Genomic DNA, 20802 nt, shown 5'->3' on the forward strand with positions numbered 1-20802 from the left:
TTTTACTGGAGCACGGCCAGCTGGTAGGCCGTGTACTTGCGAATGTTGATCACGCCGGTGTCGAAGATCAGGTACTGGCCCTTGATGCCCAACAGTGTGCCTTCCACGACCGGGTCCTTGTCGAGGTTGAAGCTGACGATCTTTTTCGGGTAGGCCTCGACCGGGTAGCGCATCTGCACCACCTCGGCGTCAGGCAGCGGCTGGATGGCCTGCAACCCGAAACGTTCCTGCAGGCCACGGATACCGTCGGCGCAGGCGTCGAAGATCTGTTCGCGGATGGCCGGCAGGTCGAGCACCTCGGCGTCGCCCTTGAGCAGCGCGCGCCAGTTGGTGCGGTCCGGCACCTGGCTGCGCAGCACGTCCTCGACCAGCCCGGATTGCTGGCGGGTGGCCACGCGCATGATCGGCAGCGCCTGACTGGCGCCCTGGTCGAGCCAGCGGGTGGGCAGCTGGGTGGCGCGGGTGATGCCGACCTTGATGCCCGACGAGTTGGCCAGGTAGACCACGTGGTCGGTCATGCAGAACTGCTCGCCCCACGACGGCTCGCGGCAGGTGCCGGCGTCGTAGTGGCAGCGTTCCGGGGCCATGATGCACACATCGCACTGGGCCAGCTTGGTCATGCACGGGTAGCAGTAACCCTGGCTGAAGCTGGTCTTGGTGCGCTTGCCGCAGTGGGTGCAGTGGATCGCGCCAAGGTATTCCAGGCGGATCGCCTGGCCGATCAGCGGGTTGACCGGCACCTCGGCGTCATCCAGGCGGAAACTGTATTGAACGACCGGCGCGTCCAGGCGCACCGCCATCTTGCTCAAAGAGCCACGAGCGAGTTCGATCAATGTACCGAGTCCGACTTGAACAGGATGTTGGCGATCGGCGCCGACTTCGAGGCGCACTCCTGCGGGCCCATGTAGCCGGTGCGCTGCTCTTCGGGGAGGTTCTTCATCTCCCAGGCGATCACCGCCTGCAGCGACAGCTCCTTCTGTTCGGCGGTCAGCTTGCGGCCGTCGGACCATTTGCCGATCTCCACGGCCGTCTTCAGGCTCTCGTAGATCTCGGGGGTGATGTTTTCGATCATTTGCGCGAAAGTGGACATGCTGTCTCCTCAGTCAGGTGGTCAGTTTACGCCGGGCCAGCGCGCCACCCAAGAGCCCTGTCAGGCATCCGATGAGCAACCCGCCGACATGGGCGGCATTGGCGATCTGACCGAAGCCCAGTTGGCCGACCACGCCGCTCAGGCAGATCACCAGCCAGATCAGCATCATCACCAGCACGCCTTTGGGCAGGTTGAACTGCGGATTGGGCGCCAGCCACTGGTACAGCCAGACATGCCCGAGCAAGCCGTAGAGCACCCCGGACAGGCCGCCGAACAGGCTCGGGCCGCTGGTGAAATGCTGGGCCAGGTTGGATACCAGGCTGAACAGCAAGGTCAGCCCCAGCAGCATCCACGGCCCCTGCCGCAACTCGATGCGTTTGCCCAGTTCCCAATACCACAAGCCGTTCATCGCCAGGTGCAACACGCCGAAATGCAGCAGCATCGGCGACACCAGGCGCCACCACTGGCCTTCGGCCAGGCCTTGGAGCAACGGGGTGAAGTGCAGGTAGTCGCCCTGCACCTTGAACGACAGGAAAGTGAACCAGCCGATGGTCGACAGGTTGTCGCCCAGGCCGGTTACCCCGGCGACCACCAGGCTCAGGATCAGCACCGCGGCGGTGACCTTGCAGGCCAGGGCCTGCTCCTTCAGCGAAGGAGGCGCCGGGGCATTCGTAGGGCCGGCTGTCACAGGTTCGGGCAGGGCTTCAAGATCGGCATTGCCATCAGGGAAACGCCGGTAGAGTTCGAGTACATCCCCGGCCATGGCCGGCGGCGCCCACAGCACCTGCTCTTCGCCCTCCTCCACCACCCGGTGCGGCACCTGCAGGCGCCGCAGCAAGGCAACGAAACCACTGAGATCGACCGCCAGCGGCAGGCGCAGCACTTCGATCACGTTCATTGGCTGGCCTGCGGACGGTCGACGTCGACCCAGACGAACTTGTGCGGGTCGATGCGGGTCTCGTCGTCCAGGCGGTAGGCCGCCAGCTTGCCGTAGAGCACGGCGCTGTAGTCCAGGCACGCCAGGTTGGCGCGGATCGGTGCCGGGCGCCCGCTGCGCCAGTAGTGGCCGACGAACAGCAGCGGCTCGTCCTCGTCGTAGCGCAGCAGGGCGTTCTTCTGGCTGTGGCTGAGGGGCGTGCGGGCCACCTCGTCGGGCAGCGCGTCGGGCTGGAAGACGATGTCGCCGTAGGTCTGCGGGTCTTCCTCCCAGAACTTGGTGCGGAAGAAGGCGCGGGTCAGGCCGTCGCCGCCGGTCAGCGTCAGGCCGTCCGGCAGGCGCATGTCGGTGCCGCGCAGCAGGCGGTTGCACACCGTGGCGGCGAAACTGCCGGACACCGCCGACGCCTGCACGAAGTGCTCGTCGATACGGCCCGTGGGGTACTGCTGGCGCAGCGGCTCGATCAGCCGCGGGTCCCAGCAGGCGTGCACCAGGCGGAAACGCCCGGCGTCGACGAACAGCGGTAGCTCATAGAACCACTGGATGAAATCGTGCCAGTCGCCGGGGTGCTGGGCGAACTGTGTGAGGGTCTCGTCGATCAGCCGGGCATGGCGCGGGGTGTGCTCGCGCACGAAGGCCTTGCCGCTGCCGGGCAGTGCCGGGGTGACCCAGCCGAGGGCGTTGTACTCGTGGTTGCCCATGATGCAGAAGGCCTGGCCGGCCTCGACCATGTCGTGGACGATGTGCAGCGCCTCGCGGATGCGCGGGCCGCGGTCGACGATGTCGCCGAGGAACAGCGCCTGACGCCGAGGATGGCGCCAGACCCCGCCGACCCGCTTGTAGCCGAGCGCGTCGAGCAAGCGTTCGAGGGTGAGCGCACAGCCGTGCACGTCACCGATGATGTCGAAACTGCGCGCCGGATCGAGCATCAGTCGTCCCTGCCGCCCAGGCGGCTGCCCCAGCCGAGCTTGGTGCGGCAGACCTCGTAGTAGTTGTGGTCCAGCGGGTGGATCAGGCGCAGCTTCTGCGGCTTCTTGCTGACCGTGATGGTGTCGCCGGGCGCACAGGTGAAGTGGTTCTGGCCGTCGCAGGAGACCTGCGGGTAGATCTGCAGGTCCTTGGACACGACGATCTTCAGCTCGCTGTTGCCGTCCACCACGATCGGCCGGCCTGACAGCGTGTGCGGGTACATCGGCACGATGACGATGGCGTCGAGCTTGGGATGCATGATCGGTCCGCCGGCCGACAGCGCGTAGGCGGTGGAACCGGTCGGGGTGGCGACGATCAGGCCGTCGGCCTTCTGGCTGCAGACGAACTGGCCGTCGATATAGATCTCGAACTCGATCATCCGCGTCGACTTGCCTGGGTGCAGCACCACATCGTTGAGCGCATCGCCCTGGCCGATGGCCTCGTGGTGACGGCGCACCTCGGCCTGCAGCAGGAAGCGGTTCTCCACCAGGTAATGGCCGTCGAGTACCTCGGCGACCTTCTCTTCCAGCTCGTCGGGACGGATGTCGGTGAGAAAGCCCAGGTTGCCGCGGTTGATGCCCAGCACCGGGATGTTGTGCCGGGCCAGGGCGCGGGCGGCGCCCAGCAGGCTGCCGTCGCCGCCGACCACGATGACCAGGTCGCAGACCTCGCCCAGCAGCTTGCGCGTGGAGGTCTGCAGGCCATGGCCAGGCAGGACTTCTGCGATGGTGTCCTCGAGGATCACGTGCAGGTGGCGCTCGAGGAGGAATTTTTTCAGTCGGCGAATGGTGTCGAGCACCTGGGAGCTACCAAGGCGTCCGATGATACCGATATTGCGAAATTGCTCCATGGTGCTCCTGCAAGGCTCTGCGGCGGGGTGACAATGCCGGGATTATGGGCGAAAGGACCGGCCAGCGGCAAACCGGCTATGCTCGCAGGATGATGCCCTTCGCCGACCTCGAGTCCCTGCCCCGCCAGCTGCGCCACCCTGCCGTGCGCGACCTGGCGTGGGTGCTGCTGTCGCCACCGCTGCTGGCCCAGGCCGGCTGCCCCCAGCGCCATCCGCTGCAGGGCAGCGCCTGGGCCGATGATCCGCAGCGCCTGGGCCACTGGCTCGCGGCGCTCGACCAGGCGCCCACGCCGCTGCTGAGCTGGCTGGCACGCCTGAACAGCCGGCGGCTGGGCCTGTACTACGAAAGCCTGTGGCAGTTCGCCCTGCAGCAGGCGCCGGGCATCGAGCTGCTGGCGGCCAACCTGGCGATCCGCGACGGCGGGCACACCTTGGGCGAACTCGACCTGTTGCTGCGCGACCGTGACGGCGATCATCACCTGGAACTGGCCATCAAGCTCTACCTGGGCCCCCCGAGCGGTGACGGCGGCGACCCGGACCTCTGGCTCGGCCCCGGTTGCCATGACCGGCTGGGGCGCAAGCTGGCGCACCTGGCACAGCACCAGTTGCCCATGTCGAGCGCAGCGCGCAGCCGCTCGGTGCTGGCCGGACTGGGCCTGGATCGGGTGCAGGCCCACCTGTGGCTTGGCGGCTACCTGTTCTACCCACGGTCAGGACAGATCCGCTCGCCTGAAGGTACCAACCCCCGGCACCTGCGCGGTGGCTGGTTGCGTCAATCGCAATGGAGCGAGGCCGAAAGCGGCTGCTGGCAGCCCCTGCCCCGCCACGCATGGCTGGCGCCAGCGCGGCTTGAAGCACAGGACTGCTGGAGCGCAGCGCGCTTCAACACCTGGCGGGAAGGGCTGGAGCCCGATGCCCACGCACACCTGCTGAGCAGGGTGGAGGAACAGGTGGACGGGACATGGGAAGAGGTCGAACGGATGTTTCTGGTGGCCGACAACTGGCCGGACCTCCCCCCACGCTGAAGCAGACTGTCGCCGGTTCACCGGCGACAGAAGACCGGGCCTCAGGACGCCTCGGCCACCGGCTCAGGCGCCGGGCAATGCGCCTGGGCATCCTTCGGCCACAGCACCTGGCCCTTGCCGTCGACCACCTGTTCCGCGCCGCAAGGCAGACGGTTGGTGTCGAACACCACGCTGCCATCCAGACGATACAGGGCACGCAGCGTGCGCACGGCGTCATCGCCATTGCCCTCGACCCGATAGGCGAAGATCGCGCCACGCGCCTCGTCGACCACTAGGTCCTGCCACTTGGCGGGCACCAGCAGCTTGCCATCGAGGTCGTACAGCGCACGCGCGGTGTCCGACCTGCTGCCTTCGGCAGCCAACAGGTGGCGGCCGTCAGCCAGCAGCTTGAACGCCACGAACTGTTCAGGCTTGACCAGCACCTTGCCCTGCTCGTCCATCAGGCCCACGGTGTCGGTCTCGCTCGGCATGCCCAGGAACACCACCGTCTTCTTCGGCGATTTCAGCTCGGTGAAGGCATAGCGCTTGGGGGCGACCACGCCGATCTGCTTGTAGGTGGGCTGGAACACGACCTTCCCCTGGTCCAGGTCGATGGTTCCGTAGGTTGCCAGGAACATGTTCTGCAGCTTGCCGATATGGTTGAAACCGGGGCGATGGCCACTCATGCCGAGCAAGCCCATGCCGGCGTCGCCGATCGAATCGTACTCGGGCTCGATCAGCCATTTGCCGTCATGCCCGATCATCCCGGCCTTGCCCCGGTCTTCATCGGTACGCGGCAACTGCACCATGCCGCCAACCTTGCCGAAGGTCTCGCAGTTCTGGTACTTCGCCTCGATCACCACCTTGCCCTGGTAGTCCAGGTAGCCGCACGGCTTTTCGTAGCCATCGCGGAAGGCCACCAGACCACCGCCCGGCGTGCCCAGCCAACCCTGGCCAAGGGGGATCACCAGGTTACCTTCGGCATCCGCCAGCCCCTTGCCGGCAGTTCCCTCCCGGGAGACGACCAGGTGACCGTCGGCGGCGCTGACGATGGTGTCGAAATCGAGCTTGCGCAACACCTTGGTCTGCAGGTTGTACCCCCAGTTCTCACCCTGGCGCTCGGCCAGCACCCAGTTGCCGCGCTTGGCGAAATCTTCGCGCACGTACATCGAGTCGAACACCGCCTCGCTGACCTTCTCGCCCTGAGGCGAGAGGATGCCGCGCAACTCGTCGATCTCGTAGACGATGAAGTCGTTGTCGCCACCGACATAGACGGTGTCGAAGATCGGCGGCTGGACTTCCTTGCCCTGCTCGTCCATCACCCCAACCTTGCCATCGCGAACGTAGCCGAACAGACCGGGAGTCAGGGTGTAAAGCGAATCGGTGAGGTCGGCGCGAATCACCCGCTTGCCGTCACCGCTGGCCAGGTGCCAATAGTCGCCGCGTCCGAAGATGAAGGCGTCGGTGAAGGGCTGGGTGTAGAGCTGGGTGAATTCACTGCCTGGGGCAACCCGGAAAGCGCCGTTCTGGTCCAGCACGGCGCATTCGTCGTTCACACACAGTGGAATGGTCAGAGCGGCAATTGGCGGCGTCTTGACCGCCGGGACTTGCTCGCAGCCGGCGAGCAGCAGGGACAGGGCGCCGAACAGCGCGACCCGGGGGGTACTGATGAAGTGTTTCATTGACACAGGATCCTTGTGCGATGGTCATCAGGTGCAGGCTAAAAGCCATCACCCAGATTGCTGTGTCGGCCATCCTTGATAGATCTGAAGCAAACAAATTTCCACGCCAGCGATTAGAGTGAAGGTCAGGCGCCGGCAAGAGCGCCCTTTCCGACCTGATGACGAGGACCCACCATGGTTTCATCCACTCCCGCGGCCCATTACGCGCGGCTGTCGATCGCCCTGCACTGGCTGATGCTGGTGCTGCTGGCCGCCGTCTACGCCTGCATCGAGCTGCGCGGCCTGTTCCCCAAGGGCAGCGCCGAACGCGACCTGATGAAAGACCTGCACTTCATGCTCGGGCTGACGGTGTTCGTGCTGGTCTGGCTGCGCCTGGCCCTGCGCCTGTCGCGCCCCACCCCGCCGATCGTGCCCAGGCCACCGGCCTGGCAGACGGGCCTGTCGCACCTGGTGCACCTGCTGCTGTACCTGATGATGATCGGCCTGCCGCTGGCCGGTTGGGCGATCCTCAGTGCCGCCGACAAACCGATCCCGTTCTATGGCCTGGAGCTGCCAGCCATCGTCGCTCCGGATCCGGACCTGAGCAAGTTCATCAAGGGCTGGCACGAGCGCATCGGCAGCTGGGGCTACTGGCTGATCGGCCTGCACGCGCTGGCCGGGCTCTATCACCACTACGTGCGGCGCGACAACACGCTGCTGCGCATGCTGCCCTACAAGTAACCGCGTCGTCCCTGCAGGCCTCCGGTGTGCAGGAACACCAGGCGGGTACCGGAGGCAAAGCGCCCGGCCACGACCTGATCGCGCAGGGCCAGCAGGGCCTTGCCGGTGTAGAGCGCCTCCAGCGGCATGCCGGTTTGCCGTTCGGTGTCGGCGATGAACGCCAGCAGCGCGTCGTCGATACGGGCAAAGCCGCCGCGGCTGGCGTCGTGCAACTGGTAGCCGTGCACGCCGGCCAGCGCCGCGACGGTCTCCGGCACGCCGTGGTCCTGTGGCACGGCGAGGGCGCCATGGACGGCATGCCTGCCCGCCTCCTCCAACACCAGCCCCGCCAGGGTCGTGCCGGTTCCCGCCGCCAGCCACCAGGCGTCGTAGTCCGTCCAGCCGAGCGTTGCCAGTTGCGCCCGGCATTGCTCGACGATCAACCCACAGCCCTGCGCACCGGCCAGGCCGCCACCGCCTTCGGGGATGCAGTGCCAGCCCGGATACCGGGCCTGCCAGGGCTGCCAGAAATCGGCCTCATGGCGGGCACGGTAGCCGCCGAAACCGAGCCAGTGCAGTTCCATTCCCAGGGCTCGCAGATCCTGCACCGTCGGTGTTTCCTGGGGGTGGCCACGCAACAGGCCGGCGGTGGCGACGCCGAAACGCTTGCCGGCGGCCGCCAGGGCGTGGAGGTGGTTGGAATGGTTGCCGCCCAGGCTGATCAGGCCCGGGGCATCGGCCTTGCGGGCCTGGAGCAGGTGATGACGCAGCTTGAACCATTTGTTGCCGCTGATCAGCGGGTCGATCAGGTCCAGGCGCAGGACCGCAGCTTCGACTCTCGCGTGGCGTAACCAAGGCAGGTCGAGGCGTTGCAGGGGGGCTTGGGAGAGAGAAAAATCAGACATGAAGGCAGTTTATCTGATCGCGCAGATGCAGATGTGCTGCTCGTTGCCGTTGCCGTTGCCGTTGCCGTTGCCGTTGCCGTTGCCGTTGCCGATCAGGAGTCTAGCGCCATAGCCCGCTAGCGACAGCTGCGTCAGCCCAGGCGCCGCCCGTACCTTCGCGACTTCAGGAGGCCGAACGCAGGCCTTGCGGAGGGAGGTGACGGGCATGGATGCCCGTCAAGCACTGGGGCCCAGGATGGGCCCTGCAGCGCGGTCCTCCCGGGAGCAAGGCCAGAGTGAGGGGACCCGGAGCGAAGCGTAGGGCCGGATGAATGGAGCGCATGTACGTTTTTGGTTACTTTTTGTCGCGTTTGACAAAAAGTGACTCGCCGTAAGGGCGAAAAGGTGACTATGCGTCATTATGGCAAATGAATGCGCTTACAACTGTAGAGACCCATGCCGACCGCATTTGACTTTGACTTTGACTTTGACTTTGACTTTGACTTTGACTTTGACTTTTAAATAGTTTGTTTTGAAAGTTATATGTGCACTCATTTGCGATGGCGACGCATAGTCACCTTTTCGCCTTTACGGCGACCTTCTTTTGCACGCGGGCAAAAGAAGGCAAAAACCGCTGGCTCCATTCATCCGGCCCCTGCGCTTCGCTCCGGGGTCCCCTCACTCCGTTCTTGCTCCCGGGAGGACCGCGCTGAACGCCCCATCCTGGGGCGCAGCGCTTGACGGGCATCCATGCCCGTCACCTCCCTCCGCAAGAACTCCACTCGGCCTCCTGAAGTCGCAATTGGCGGCGCCTGAACTATCGCGCACTTAGAAGCAAGAGCAAGAGCAAGAGCAAGAGCAAGAGCAAGAGCAAGAGCAAGAGCAACTATCCATCCAACCCATTAACCCATTAACCCATTAACCCATTAACCCATTAACCCATTAAAATATATAACCCATTTCAAGAAAACTCTCCCTCAACCCGATCCCGCCCCCCCTGCTTGGCCACATAAACCCCAGCATCCGCCCGCAACAACAACGCATCCGCCCCCTCCCCAACCCGCCACCCCGCCACGCCAAAGCTCGCCGTCACCCGCCCAACCCCCTCGACCGGCACACTCCGCACCCCCTGCCACAACTCCTGCGCCAGCATCCGCGCCTGATCGGCATTGCTCCCCGGACACAACACCATGAACTCCTCCCCCCCCAAACGACAAAACACATCGGTCCGCCGCAACCGCTGCCCGATTCGCTGGCACAGGCTGCGCAGCACATGATCCCCCACCGCATGCCCGAACTGATCGTTGATTCGCTTGAAGTGATCGATATCCAACATGATCACCGCCAGGTCCAACCCATCCCGCTGTGCCCGATCCAGCTCGTTACGCAACCGCTCCTGGAAATACCGTCGGTTGTAGATCCCGGTCAGCGCATCGGTCACCGACAGCGCCCGCAGCTCCTCCTCCACCCGCTTGAGGTCCGAGATGTCGGTCAGGTAACCATGCCAAATCGTGCTGCCCTGCTCGCCGATTTCCGGAGTCGCCTCCCCTCGCACCCAACGCAACCCCGCCCGTGGCAAGCACACCCGGTACTCCTCACGCCACGGCGTCAGGTACTCCGCGGAATAACGCACTGAACGCCGCACCCGCTCCAGGTCGTCCGGATGGATACGCTCGAACACCGCCGCGGCGTCCTGGCGCAACAACGCCAGATCCACCTCGTAGATGTCATGCAGACCCTGGCTGGCATAGGGGAAACAGGAATGACCATCGGCGTCCAGGCGATACTGGTAGATCCCGCCAGGCACCTCGGCGCTGAGCTTTTCCAACAACCGGTCGCGGGCCGCCAGGGCCTCGTGTACCCGCCGCCGCTCGGTGACATCGATGCAGATCGCCAGGTAACCCACCCACAGCCCCTGCTCGTCCAGCACCGCCGTCACCAGCATGTTGGCCAGCAGGTGACTGCCATCCTTGCGCACCAGCGTCCAGTCCGCCGGCTCCGCGCCGCCCTCCTGCACCGTCTCGGCGAACATCGCCTGACCCGCGCCGACCTCACGACCGAAGCGCACGCTCAAGGCATGGGCACGCTGGTGCAATTCTTCGGGCAAGACCAGATCTTCCAGCCGCAACTGGCCCAGCGCTTCGCTGGCCGAATAGCCCAACATGCGTTCGGCACCTGCGTTGAACGTGCCGATCACCCCGCGCAGACTGGTGGCGATGATCGCCACCTGCGTCGCGGCATCGAGCACGCTGCGCAACTGATTGTGGGTCTCGCGCAATGACTGCTCGCTGATGCGCAGCTCGGCGGTGCGCCGGGCCACCAGACCCAAGGCGCGTTGGCGCTGACTGAACAAGCTGTACAGCAGCAACGCCAGCAACACACTGAGCAGACCGCCGAGCAACGCCACCACCGGCACCGCCGACGAGCGATTGGCGGCGAGAAAACCCTGGCTGGGGCGAATGTCGAGCTGGTAGTGGTGATCGGCAAGGTGCAGCAGATGACTGCTTGCAAGGCCCATGCGCGCCGGTGGCATTCCTGAATCGAACAGCACCTCGTGCCCACCCTCCGTGGACAGGTCTAGGATCCGCACCACCAGGTTGTCGTCAGCCACCGTCGGCAGGCTCTCAGCGATCAGCTGATGCAGGCTCAGCAAGGCCATGACGTAACCTCGGGGAGGCTCGCCCCTGGGCGCCGCATCGGCGAACACCGGGGCGACAACCAACAGGCCGCGAGTATAGTCCGGCTCGACATTGATCATGTCCAGCGGCGCCGACACCGCCATGCTGCCGGGGCTCACGGCCCGGGCCAGGGTCGCGGCGCGCAGCGGCTGCCCACCAAGATCGAAACCATAGGGCTGGGCCTGGCGGCTCGCCGCCTGGGTGTACAGGACCGGATAGTAGTGATCGCGCGCGGGCGCGGCCTGCCAATCGCCTTGGCCGTCCAGGTCGCGGATCTGATAGGGCTGGCCCAGCCAGGCACTGGCGCGCCGCTCGAAGTCCTCGCGCTGCGCCGCCGCTACCCGCGGTGCCCAGGAGTATGCCTGGGTGCGGTGCAGCAAGGGACGTGCGTAGCCATCGAACTCGCGGGGAGTGATTTCAGTGGAATAGGCGAAGAACCGGCGCAGGCCATCCAGGCGCTGCTCCTGTTCCTCGAAACGCTCGGCGATACGGCTGTAGCGCTCACTGGCCAGCAGCTCGAAGCGCTGGCGCAGTTGCTGCTGGTAGAAGGTCTGGGTGGCGATCGCCAGGGCCGCCGTCAGCAACGCCCCGGCGACCAGCGCCGCCAGGGCCACGCCCCAGGCCGACAACTCGTCGCCGAGCAGGCCAAGCCGCTTCGCAGGTACGCCCGGGTTCGACATAGAGGACTCCAACCAAGGTCAGCGTCCTGCGTATTGTCCCGCCCTGTCCTGATTTATAGCCACTGGCCAGCAGGCGTGCCACGTACCTCGTCGGTTCAGCGCAGACGCAGCTGCCAGGCGCGGTGGATGCGGTTGTTGCGGGCGAAGTCCGGGTCCAGGGTCTGGGCGCTGATCTCCTCCACTACGTACCGCGTCGCCAGGTGCTCGTCGAGCTGGAACTTGCGGAAGTTGTTGGAGAAGTACAGCACACCGCCGGGGGCCAGGCGCGCCATGGCCAGGTCGAGCAGCTGAACATGGTCGCGCTGCACGTCGAACACGCCTTCCATGCGCTTGGAGTTGGAGAAGGTCGGCGGATCGATGAAGATCAGGTCGTGGCTGTCCTGGGCGCTCTCCAGCCAGGCCATGACATCGCCCTGCTCCAGGCGGTTGCGCTCGGAGAAGCCGTTGAGCGACAGGTTGCGCCGCGCCCAGTCCAGGTAGGTCTTCGACAGGTCCACGCTGGTGGTGCTGCGCGCGCCGCCCTTGGCCGCGTGCACGGTGGCCGTGGCGGTGTAGCAGAACAGGTTGAGGAAGCGCTTGCCCGCCGCCTCACGCTGGATGCGCATGCGCATCGGGCGGTGGTCGAGGAACAGCCCGGTGTCCAGGTAGTCGGTGAGGTTGACCAGCAGCTTGACGCCGCCTTCGTTGACCTCCTGGAAGCGCCCTTCGGTGGCCTGGCGCTCATACTGACGGGTGCCGGTCTGGCGTTCCCGGCGTTTGAGCACCACGCGCTGCGGATCGACGCCCAGGGCCTGGGGAATCGCGCTCAGCGCGTCGAGCAGGCGCGCCTGGGCCTTGTCCGGATCGATCGAGCGGGGCGCGGCGTATTCCTGCACATGCACCCAGTCGTGATACAGGTCGACCGCCAAGGCGTACTCAGGCATGTCGGCATCGTACACACGGTAGCAATCGACCTTCTCGCGGCGGGCCCATTTGCCCAGCTGCTTGAAGTTCTTCTGCAGGCGGTTGGCGAACATCTGCGCGCCTTCCGACAGGCGCGCCGGCTCGCTGGCCACCGGGGCCTGGCGACGAGGCTCGCCCTCAGCCGCCTCGGCCTGGGCCGAACGACGATCACCGGTAACGAACTGGTCGGGCTGGACCTTGAACAGCAGCAGCTTGCACGGCAGCGCGCCGTTCCAGAAGGCATATTGCTTGTGGCTGCGAATGCCCATGCGCTTGCCCAGTTCCGGCGCACCGGTGAACACCGCCGCCTCCCAGCCCATGCAGGCCTGACGCAGGCGCTCGCCGAGGTTCTGGTAGAGGTACAGCAGGCTGGCTTCGTCACCCAGGCGCTCGCCGTACGGCGGGTTGCTGATCACCAGGCCTTTCTGGTTCTGGTCCGGACGCGGCTCGAAGCTGGCGACCTCGCCCTGGTAGATCTTCACCCAATCGCCCAGGCCTGCGCGCTCGACGTTGTTGCGCCCCGGCTGGATCAGCCGCGGGTCGGCCTCGTAGCCGCGGATCCACAGCGGCGGCTTGGCCAGGCCGGCCTGGGCACGGGCCTGGGCCTCGTCGTGGACCTTGCGCCACAGCGCCGGCACATGGCCAAGCCAGGCGCTGAAGCCCCAGCGCTCGCGCTTGAGGTTGGGAGCGATATCGGCGGCGATCATCGCCGCCTCGACCAGGAAGGTGCCGACGCCGCACATCGGGTCGGCCAGGGCACCGCCCTCGGCCGCGATGCGTGGCCAGCCAGCGCGGATCAGCACCGCCGCCGCCAGGTTTTCCTTCAAGGGTGCCGCGCCCTGCTGCAGGCGATAGCCACGCTGGTGCAGGCTGTGCCCGGACAGGTCGAGGGACAGGATCGCCTCGCCACGGTCCAGGCGCAGGTGCACGCGCACATCCGGATCGACCTTCTCCACCGACGGGCGCAAGCCTTCGCGGTTGCGCAGCTTGTCGACGATCGCATCCTTGACCTTGAGCGCGCCAAAGTGGGTGTTGTCGATGCCCGAGCCATGGCCGCTGAACTCCACCGCCAAGGTGCCGTCGGCCGCCAGATGATCGGCCCAGTCGACGGCGTGCACGCCGTCGTACAGGTCGTCGGCGTTCTTCATCGAGAAGCGCTTGAGCACCAGCAGTACGCGGTTGGCCAGGCGCGACCAGAGGCACAGGCGGTAGGCGGTTTCCATGTCGGCGTCGCCGCGAATGGCCGAGGTGTGCTCACGCACCTCGTTCAGGCCCAGTTGACGGGCTTCCTCGGCGAGCAGGCCTTCAAGACCCTTGGGGCAGGTAAGGTAAAGTTCGAAACGGTCCGACATGTGCAATCCAGAGCCTTTGGCTAGGTAGATGGCGAGCCGACGCATCGGCTGCCGCTGTTTGCCCGGACACCTTTTCAGCAGGCGTTCGGGTGGCCCGGCGAAACGTTTGCCAGGCCTGGCCGTCCGGTCGATCATGCCTTTGCCGGGTGGCGTAGAAGGCTTTGATCGTCGGGCAGTATGAAAATTGCGCGAACGTTAGGCTCAGATGTGACCCTTCGTCGCATTACCAAATATTACTGTCATCAACCAGCAACGCTGGCCAATTGACGTCAAGGTTGGGTAAACCCTGATCATAGCGGGCTCAACGGCAAACAAGGTTGAGTCGCATTTATTTACTTATCCCCTCACCCTCGGAAAGGTTACGTCCTTATGACAAATCGATCATTCACACTGTGACCCGCATTCGTTAGAACTGATCTCAGGCCGCACCGCAAAGGGGCGGCACTTTCAACCCGCCACGCCAGCAGCGGGTGCACTTCGGCAGAACGACTCTGCCCGGCCTCGGAGAGGTCGACGGGACATTTCAGTCAACAAGTGAGGGCAACACCTTATGAGTGATAGAAGAATGAAGCGTAACTCGTCGGAGAAAGATTTTTCACGCGGCTTTCAATACGGCATGCAAGGTAAATCCCGAGAACTGTGCCCAAAACAGGAAGGTACAGCTGGCCATCAAAACTGGATGAACGGTTGGCGAAACGGCCGTGAAGCTTACTGGAACGCTGAAACCGGCATCGCTGGCATTTCTACCCGAAACGAAAACCACGCACTTGGCTGAACGAGGACACTGAATTCGAGTCACCATGCGCGCCCTATCCGGGCGGCGGGCTGCGGCCCAGGGGCCCCTTTGAAGGGGCCCTTTTTTATGCCCCTTTTTTCACCCCACCCAACGGGCAACGTGGGAGCGGGCTTGCCCCGCGATGACGTCCGCCCAGACAACGTGTCCTGGCACCATCGCGGGACAAGCCCGCTCCCACAGTTACCGGTTCATTTCATGGTTTCGGCATCGCGGCAATGGCATCAACCGCCTCACGAATCAGCGCCGGACCTTTATAGATGAAGCCCGAATAGATCTGCACCAGGCTCGCCCCTGCGGCGATCTTCTCAGCCGCATGGCGTCCCTCGGTGATCCCGCCTGCCGCGATGATCGGCAGCTTGCCGCCCAGCTCACCCGCGAGCACCTTCACCGTGTGGGTGCTCTTCTCCAGCACCGGCGCACCCGACAGGCCGCCTGCCTCTGCGCCATACGGCAGGCCTTCGACGCCCTCACGCCCCAGGGTGGTGTTGGTGGCGATGACCGCGTCCATCCCCGACTCGACCAGCGCCGCCGCCACCAGGGCGGTTTCCTCATCGCTCATGTCCGGCGCGATCTTGATCGCCAGCGGTACGCGCTTGCCGTTCGCCTGCGCCAGCTGCTCACGGCGCTCGGCCAGGGCATCGAGCAGTTGCTTGAGCGAATCGCCGAACTGCAGCGAACGCAGGCCCGGGGTATTCGGCGAGCTGACGTTGACGGTGATGTAGCTGGCGTCGTTGTAGACCTTCTCCAGGCAGATCAGGTAGTCGTCCTGGGCCCGCTCGACCGGGGTGTCGAAGTTCTTGCCGATGTTGATGCCCAGCACGCCGGTGTACTTCGCGGCACGCACCCGCGCCAGCAGATGGTCGACACCCAGGTTGTTGAAGCCCATGCGGTTGATGATGGCCGTTGCTTCCGGCAGGCGGAACAGTCGCGGCTTGGGGTTGCCCGGCTGCGGACGCGGCGTCACGGTGCCGATCTCGACGAAGCCGAAGCCCAGCTGGGCAAAGCCGTCGATGGCCGCGCCGTTCTTGTCCAGGCCGGCGGCCAGGCCGACCGGGTTGGCGAAGTTCAAGCCCATCACCGTCACCGGCAACGCCGCCGGCTGCTTGCACAGCAGGCCGTTGAGCCCAAGGCGGCCACCGGCGCCGATCAGGTCCAGCGAGAGGTCGTGGGAGGTTTCCGGGGAGAGCTTGAACAGCAGCTGGCGGGCCAGGGTATACATGGGCGGGCGGACTCGCGGTGTGTGAGGGGGCGATTATAGCCAGCGCGCCGCCGGGGCAACAGGGCCATGGCACATGGGTTGCTATATCTGCTGCATGCAGCCATCCGCGAATGCCCGAGGATTCTCGTGAACACACCCCTCCCGACTACGCCCCTGGCCTGGGTCAACGGCAGCGACGCGCCGGAAAAGCCCAGCCTGGACATCGGTTTCATGGCCCTGACCGACTGCGCCTCGGTGGTGGTCGCCGCCACCCAGGGCTTCGCCCAGCAGTTCGGCCTGGCCCTCAACCTGCGCCGCCAGGCCTCCTGGGCCGGGCTGCGCGACAGGCTGGTCAGCGGCGAGCTGGACGCCGCCCACTGCCTCTATGGCCTGGTGTACGCGGTGCACCTGGGCATCGGCGGCGTGCCCGCCAGCCCCCTGGCCGTGCTCATGGGCCTTAACCAGAACGCCCAGGCCATCAACCTATCCCCTGCACTGCAACGCAAAGGCGTGACCAGCCCCGAGGCACTGGCGCGATTGGTGCACCAACAGGGCGCACGACTGACATTCGCCCAGACCTTCCCCACCGGCACCCATGCCCTGTGGCTCTACTACTGGCTGGCCAGCCAGGGCATCCACCCGCTGCGCGACGTGACCAGCGTGGTGGTGCCCCCGGCGCAGATGGCCGCCCACCTGCAGGCCGGGCGCATCGACGGTTTCTGTGTCGGCGAACCCTGGTCGGCGGACGCACTCGCCAATGGCCAGGGCTTCACCCTGGCCACCAGCCAGTCGATCTGGCCCGACCATCCGGAAAAGGTCCTGGCCTGCGCCCGCGGCTTCGTCGAGCAGTACCCCAACAGCGCCCGGGCGCTGATCAAGTCGGTACTCGCCGCCGCGCGTTTCATCGAGCAGAGCCAGGAGAACCGCCGCGGCACCGCGCAACTGCTCAGTGGCAGCGCCTACCTGGACGCTCCGGTCGGCAGCATCGAGCCGCGCCTGCTCGGCGACTACCAGGACGGCCTGGGCCATCGCTGGCACGACCCTCACGGTTTGCGCCTGTTCGACCAGGGGCGGGCCAACCTGCCGTACCTGTCCGACGGCATGTGGTTCATGACCCAGTTCCGCCGCTGGGGCCTGCTGCGTGACGACCCGGACTACCTGACGGTCGCCAGCCAGGTGCAGCAGCTGGCGCTGTACCGCGAGGCCGCCACGTCGCTGGGTGTACCCTGCGCTGACCCGCCCATGCGCAGCAGCCTGCTGATCGACGGCAACCGCTGGGACGGCAGCGACCCCCATGGTTATGCGCGCAGCTTCGCCCTGCACGCCCTGGACGCGGCGCCTGACGCCCGCGCCCATCGCTGAGGGCCCAGCCATGTTGCGCATCCTGCTGATCGACGACACGGAAAAGAAAGTCGGTCGCCTCAAGGCCGCCTTGATCGAGGCCGGCTTCGAGGTGATCGAGGCGGGCAGCCTGAGCATCGACCTGCCCGCCTGTGTCGAAACGGTGCACCCGGACGTGGTGCTGATCGATACCGAGTCACCGGGCCGGGACGTGATGGAACAGGTGGTAATGGTCAGCCGCGACCGCCCGCGCCCCATCGTGCTGTTCACCGATGAGCATGACCCCGGCGTGATGCGCCAGGCGATACAGGCCGGGGTCAGCGCGTACATCGTCGAGGGTATCCAGGCCACGCGCCTGCAACCGATCCTCGACGTGGCCATGGCCCGCTTCGAAAGCGACCTGGCGCTCAAGGCCCAGCTGCTGGCCCGCGACCAGCAGTTGGCCGAACGCAAGCGCATCGAGCAGGCCAAGGGCCTGCTGATGAAGATGAAGGACTGCAATGAGGAACAGGCCTACACCCTGATGCGCCGCCAGGCCATGAGCCGCCAGCAAAAGCTGATTCAGGTGGCGGAACAGATCATCGCCATGTCGGAAATGCTGGGGTAGTCACGAGGTAGCTGTAACGCCGTCCATGCCGGCGAAATGCCTTCCCTGTAGGAGCGAGACTGGAACATTGGCCCGCCTCTTGCTCTGAAAACCCCGGTAGCCAACGGCGGTTGCCCCATACCCTGACAAAGACGTCGCTTGCCCTGCCACAGCCGTGGACCGGGCAGCGGCGTCTTTTCGTTTCCGCGCCCAACGAGGTGTTCGATGAATACGAGCTTCTGGAAATCCGGGCATGTGCCCACGCTGTTCGCCGCCTTTCTGTACTTCGATCTGAGCTTCATGGTCTGGTACCTGCTCGGCCCCCTGGCGGTGCAGATCGCCGCCGACCTGCAACTGAGCGCACAGCAACGGGGCCTGATGGTGGCCACGCCGATCCTGGCCGGCGCGGTACTGCGCTTCGCCATGGGCCTGCTGGTCGATCGCCTGTCGCCCAAGACCGCCGGGCTGATCGGCCAGGTCATCGTGATCGTCGCCCTGGCCTGCGCCTGGCACCTGGGGGTGCGCAGCTACGAGCAGGCTTTGCTGCTGGGCGTGTTCCTCGGCTTCGCCGGGGCCTCGTTCGCCGTGTCCCTGCCGCTGGCCTCGCAGTGGTATCCACCCCAGCACCAGGGCAAGGCCATGGGCATCGCCGGCGCCGGCAACTCCGGCACGGTGTTCGCCGCCCTGCTAGCCCCGGCGCTGGCGGCGGGCTTCGGCTGGAACAATGTGTTCGGCTTCGCCGTGCTGCCCTTGCTGCTGACGCTTGTGCTGTTCGCCCTGATGGCGCGCAATGCCCCGCAACGGCCCAGGCCCAAGGCCATGGCCGACTACCTGAAGGCCCTGGGTGACAGGGACAGCTGGTGGTTCATGTTCTTCTACAGCGTGACCTTCGGCGGTTTCATCGGCCTGGCCAGCGCCCTGCCCGGCTACTTCAGCGACCAGTACGGCCTGAGCCCGGTAACCGCCGGTTACTACACTGCCGCCTGCGTGTTCGCCGGCAGCCTGATGCGCCCCCTCGGCGGTGCCCTGGCCGACCGTTTCGGCGGGATCCGCACCCTGCTGGCGATGTACGGCGTGGCCGCCGTGTGCATCGCCGCGGTGGGCTTCAACCTACCCAGCGCGGCGGCGGCCCTGGCGCTGTTCGTCAGTGCCATGCTCGGCCTGGGCGCCGGCAACGGCGCGGTGTTCCAACTGGTACCACAGCGCTTCCGTCAGGAGATCGGCGTGATGACCGGACTGATCGGCATGGCTGGTGGCATCGGCGGCTTCCTGCTCGCCGCAGGCCTGGGCACCATCAAGCAGCACACTGGCGACTACCAGCTCGGCTTGTGGCTGTTCGCCAGCCTCGGTTTGCTGGCCTGGTTCGGCCTGCACGGGGTCAAGCAACGCTGGCGCACCACCTGGGGCTCGGCTGCAGTGACTGCGGCACGGGTCTGAGGCCGCGCCATGAGCCTGCAATTGAGTTTTGCCCAGGCCAGCGCCACCGGACCGCGCGCGGAAAACCAGGACGCCCTGCGCCTGGTTACCCCTGCGCCGGAACTGGCCGCCAGCAAAGGCTACCTGTGCGCACTCGCCGACGGCGTCAGCCAGTGCGCCGACGGTGGCCTGGCGGCGCGGGCCAGCCTGCAGGCCCTGGCCCTGGACTACTACGCCACGCCCGCGACCTGGGGGGTGGCCCAGGCCCTGGACCGCCTGCTCACGGCGCAGAACCGCTGGCTCCGTGCCCAGGGCAATGGCCAGCCGCTACTGACTACTCTCAGCGCCCTGGTGCTCCGCGGAAGGCGATTCACCCTGGCCCATGTCGGTGATTGCCGAGTGTATCGCTGGCAAGCCGACCAGTTGCACTGCCTGAGCGAAGACCATGTCTGGGACCAGCCCGGCATGCAGCATGTGCTCAAGCGCGCGCTGGGGCTGGACCAGCAACTGCTGGTGGACTACCTGGAAGGCGACCTGCGCCAAGGCGAGTGCTTCGTGCTGCTCAGCGACGGCGTGTGGGCCAGCCTGGGCGATGCGCACATCCGCTCGATCCTGCGCGAACAACCCGATTTGCAGGTGGCCGCCGACACTCTGGTCACCAGTGCCCATCACTGCGGCAGTCAGGACAACGCCAGCGCCCTGCTGGTGCGGGTCGACCAGTTGGGTCCCAGCACCCTGGGCGACGCCCTGGCACAGCTCCAGCAATGGCCGTTGCCGGGCGCGCTGCGTGACGGTCAGTCGATTGATGGCTGGCAGGTCGACGGCCTGCTGGCCCAGAGTCGGCAATCGCTGCTGTACCGGGTCCGCGACCCGCACGGCCAGTCCTGGCTGCTCAAGACCCTGCCGCAGTCCCGCGATCAGGAGCCCGGCGCGGCCCAGGCCTTGTTACTGGAGGAATGGTTCCTGCGTCGGGTCGCCGGCCGTCACTTCCCTGAGGTACATCCGGCCAGCCAACGCCAGCACCTGTACTACCTGATGCGCGAATACCCGGGCACGACCCTGGCCGGACAGCCCCCGCTAGCACTGGCGCAATGGCTGGAGGTCGCCCGCCAACTGCTGCAGGCCGTCGGCGTGCTGCATCGGCGCAACCTGCTGCACCGCGATATCAAGCCGAACAACCTGCACCACGGCAGCGATGGCCAACTGCGCCTGCTGGACTTCGGGCTGGCGTACTGCCCGGGGCTTTCCGAAGACCCACCCCATGCCCTGCCGGGCACGCCCTCGTTCCTCGCCCCGGAAGCCTTCGACGGCCAGCCCCCCGCGCCACGCCAGGACCTCTATGCCGTGGGCGTGACGCTTTACCACCTGCTCACCGGCCACTACCCCTACGGCGAGATCGAGGCGTTCCAGCGGCCGCGCTTCGGCACACCAGTGAACCCGGCGCGTTATCGGCCGGATTTACCGGAGTGGTTGCAGCGCAACCTGTTGCAGGCGGTGGCGGCAGACCCGGCGCAGCGCTTCGAGACCGCCGAGCAGTGGTTGCTGTTGCTGGAACGGGGGGATCGCCAGGAGCTGGACGAACGGCCACGGCCTCTGCTGGAGCGCGAGCCGTTGAAGGTGTGGCGTACGATTGGGTTGGTGTCGCTGCTGTTGAACATGGTGTTGTTGCTGGTGCTGCTCAAACGCTAAGCGTGCAGG

The 20802-nt window shown here is 65.9% G+C and carries 18 protein-coding genes; 7 read left to right on the forward strand and 11 right to left on the reverse strand.

The annotated features are described in order from the left end of the window. Nucleotides 1-2: 2 nt before the first annotated feature. The 5 genes from V0R62_RS00135 to V0R62_RS00155 are packed head-to-tail and all read right to left on the reverse strand — an operon-like array spanning nucleotide 3 to nucleotide 3846. Entirely contained in the window at nucleotides 3-833 is an 831-nt protein-coding gene (locus tag V0R62_RS00135; protein ID WP_330102258.1) for a DUF2797 domain-containing protein, read from the reverse strand. After that, nucleotides 830-1090: a YeaC family protein gene (locus V0R62_RS00140; protein ID WP_011532970.1), complete on the reverse strand. Its 261-nt coding sequence runs from the start codon at nucleotides 1088-1090 to the stop codon at nucleotides 830-832. The genes V0R62_RS00135 and V0R62_RS00140 overlap by 4 nt, the downstream gene beginning before the upstream one ends. A gap of 13 nt (nucleotides 1091-1103) precedes the next feature. Beyond that, nucleotides 1104-1988, reverse strand: coding sequence for a rhomboid family intramembrane serine protease (locus V0R62_RS00145; RefSeq protein ID WP_330102259.1), 885 nt, complete (start codon nucleotides 1986-1988; stop codon nucleotides 1104-1106). Further along, a complete protein-coding gene (locus V0R62_RS00150; protein WP_028692913.1) occupies nucleotides 1985-2956 on the reverse strand; it encodes a metallophosphoesterase in 972 nt (323 codons plus the stop codon). Before V0R62_RS00150 ends, V0R62_RS00145 begins: the two co-directional genes overlap by 4 nt. Continuing rightward, nucleotides 2956-3846: an NAD(+) kinase gene (locus V0R62_RS00155; RefSeq protein WP_023632574.1), complete on the reverse strand. Its 891-nt coding sequence runs from the start codon at nucleotides 3844-3846 to the stop codon at nucleotides 2956-2958. The genes V0R62_RS00150 and V0R62_RS00155 overlap by 1 nt, the downstream gene beginning before the upstream one ends. Before the next feature lie 44 nt (nucleotides 3847-3890). On the opposite strand from V0R62_RS00155, the gene V0R62_RS00160 reads away from it, so the two are divergent. Then, nucleotides 3891-4871, forward strand: coding sequence for a DUF1853 family protein (locus V0R62_RS00160; RefSeq protein WP_330102260.1), 981 nt, complete (start codon nucleotides 3891-3893; stop codon nucleotides 4869-4871). 41 nt (nucleotides 4872-4912) lie between these two features. On the opposite strand, the gene V0R62_RS00165 is transcribed toward V0R62_RS00160, so the two are convergent. Further along, nucleotides 4913-6532, reverse strand: a complete 1620-nt coding sequence (locus V0R62_RS00165; RefSeq protein ID WP_330102261.1) for a WG repeat-containing protein — start codon at nucleotides 6530-6532, stop codon at nucleotides 4913-4915. Between the two features lie 174 nt (nucleotides 6533-6706). Between V0R62_RS00165 and V0R62_RS00170 the strand changes: the two genes are divergently transcribed. Further along, nucleotides 6707-7252 (forward strand): cytochrome b, encoded by a 546-nt coding sequence (locus V0R62_RS00170; RefSeq protein ID WP_050704781.1) that lies wholly within the window; start codon nucleotides 6707-6709, stop codon nucleotides 7250-7252. On the opposite strand, the gene V0R62_RS00175 is transcribed toward V0R62_RS00170, so the two are convergent. From V0R62_RS00175 to rlmKL, 4 genes are all read right to left on the reverse strand, one after another. Continuing rightward, on the reverse strand, nucleotides 7243-8136 hold the full coding sequence (locus V0R62_RS00175; protein ID WP_330102262.1) for a 1-aminocyclopropane-1-carboxylate deaminase/D-cysteine desulfhydrase: 894 nt from the start codon (nucleotides 8134-8136) through the stop codon (nucleotides 7243-7245). The genes V0R62_RS00170 and V0R62_RS00175 overlap by 10 nt on opposite strands. 9 nt (nucleotides 8137-8145) lie before the next feature. Then, the gene (locus V0R62_RS00180; RefSeq protein WP_330102263.1) at nucleotides 8146-8343 is read right to left on the reverse strand and encodes a hypothetical protein; all 198 of its coding nucleotides are present in this window, start codon (nucleotides 8341-8343) and stop codon (nucleotides 8146-8148) included. Nucleotides 8344-9076: 733 nt separating this feature from the next. Next, a complete protein-coding gene (locus V0R62_RS00185; RefSeq protein ID WP_330102264.1) occupies nucleotides 9077-11473 on the reverse strand; it encodes a sensor domain-containing diguanylate cyclase in 2397 nt (798 codons plus the stop codon). Between the two features lie 95 nt (nucleotides 11474-11568). After that, a complete protein-coding gene (rlmKL, locus tag V0R62_RS00190) occupies nucleotides 11569-13767 on the reverse strand; it encodes a bifunctional 23S rRNA (guanine(2069)-N(7))-methyltransferase RlmK/23S rRNA (guanine(2445)-N(2))-methyltransferase RlmL (RefSeq protein WP_330102265.1) in 2199 nt (732 codons plus the stop codon). Nucleotides 13768-14317: 550 nt separating this feature from the next. On the opposite strand from rlmKL, the gene rmf reads away from it, so the two are divergent. Beyond that, complete coding sequence (rmf, locus tag V0R62_RS00195) at nucleotides 14318-14542, forward strand: ribosome modulation factor (RefSeq protein ID WP_186714826.1); 225 nt, start codon at nucleotides 14318-14320, stop codon at nucleotides 14540-14542. A gap of 214 nt (nucleotides 14543-14756) precedes the next feature. On the opposite strand, the gene V0R62_RS00200 is transcribed toward rmf, so the two are convergent. Further along, a complete protein-coding gene (locus V0R62_RS00200; protein ID WP_330102266.1) occupies nucleotides 14757-15782 on the reverse strand; it encodes a quinone-dependent dihydroorotate dehydrogenase in 1026 nt (341 codons plus the stop codon). 66 nt (nucleotides 15783-15848) lie between these two features. On the opposite strand from V0R62_RS00200, the gene V0R62_RS00205 reads away from it, so the two are divergent. The 4 genes from V0R62_RS00205 to V0R62_RS00220 all read left to right on the forward strand — a co-directional run bounded on the left by V0R62_RS00205 (nucleotide 15849) and on the right by V0R62_RS00220 (nucleotide 20793). Beyond that, on the forward strand, nucleotides 15849-17123 hold the full coding sequence (locus V0R62_RS00205; protein WP_408005611.1) for a CmpA/NrtA family ABC transporter substrate-binding protein: 1275 nt from the start codon (nucleotides 15849-15851) through the stop codon (nucleotides 17121-17123). Between the two features lie 10 nt (nucleotides 17124-17133). Further along, on the forward strand, nucleotides 17134-17709 hold the full coding sequence (locus tag V0R62_RS00210) for an ANTAR domain-containing response regulator (protein ID WP_330102268.1): 576 nt from the start codon (nucleotides 17134-17136) through the stop codon (nucleotides 17707-17709). 204 nt (nucleotides 17710-17913) lie between these two features. Then, nucleotides 17914-19125, forward strand: a complete 1212-nt coding sequence (locus V0R62_RS00215; RefSeq protein ID WP_330102269.1) for a nitrate/nitrite transporter — start codon at nucleotides 17914-17916, stop codon at nucleotides 19123-19125. Nucleotides 19126-19134: 9 nt separating this feature from the next. After that, nucleotides 19135-20793, forward strand: coding sequence for a bifunctional protein-serine/threonine kinase/phosphatase (locus V0R62_RS00220; protein ID WP_330102270.1), 1659 nt, complete (start codon nucleotides 19135-19137; stop codon nucleotides 20791-20793). Nucleotides 20794-20802 lie beyond the last annotated feature (9 nt).

This window comes from Pseudomonas carassii, assembly GCF_036324045.1.
GTDB lineage: Bacteria > Pseudomonadota > Gammaproteobacteria > Pseudomonadales > Pseudomonadaceae > Aquipseudomonas > Aquipseudomonas peradeniyensis.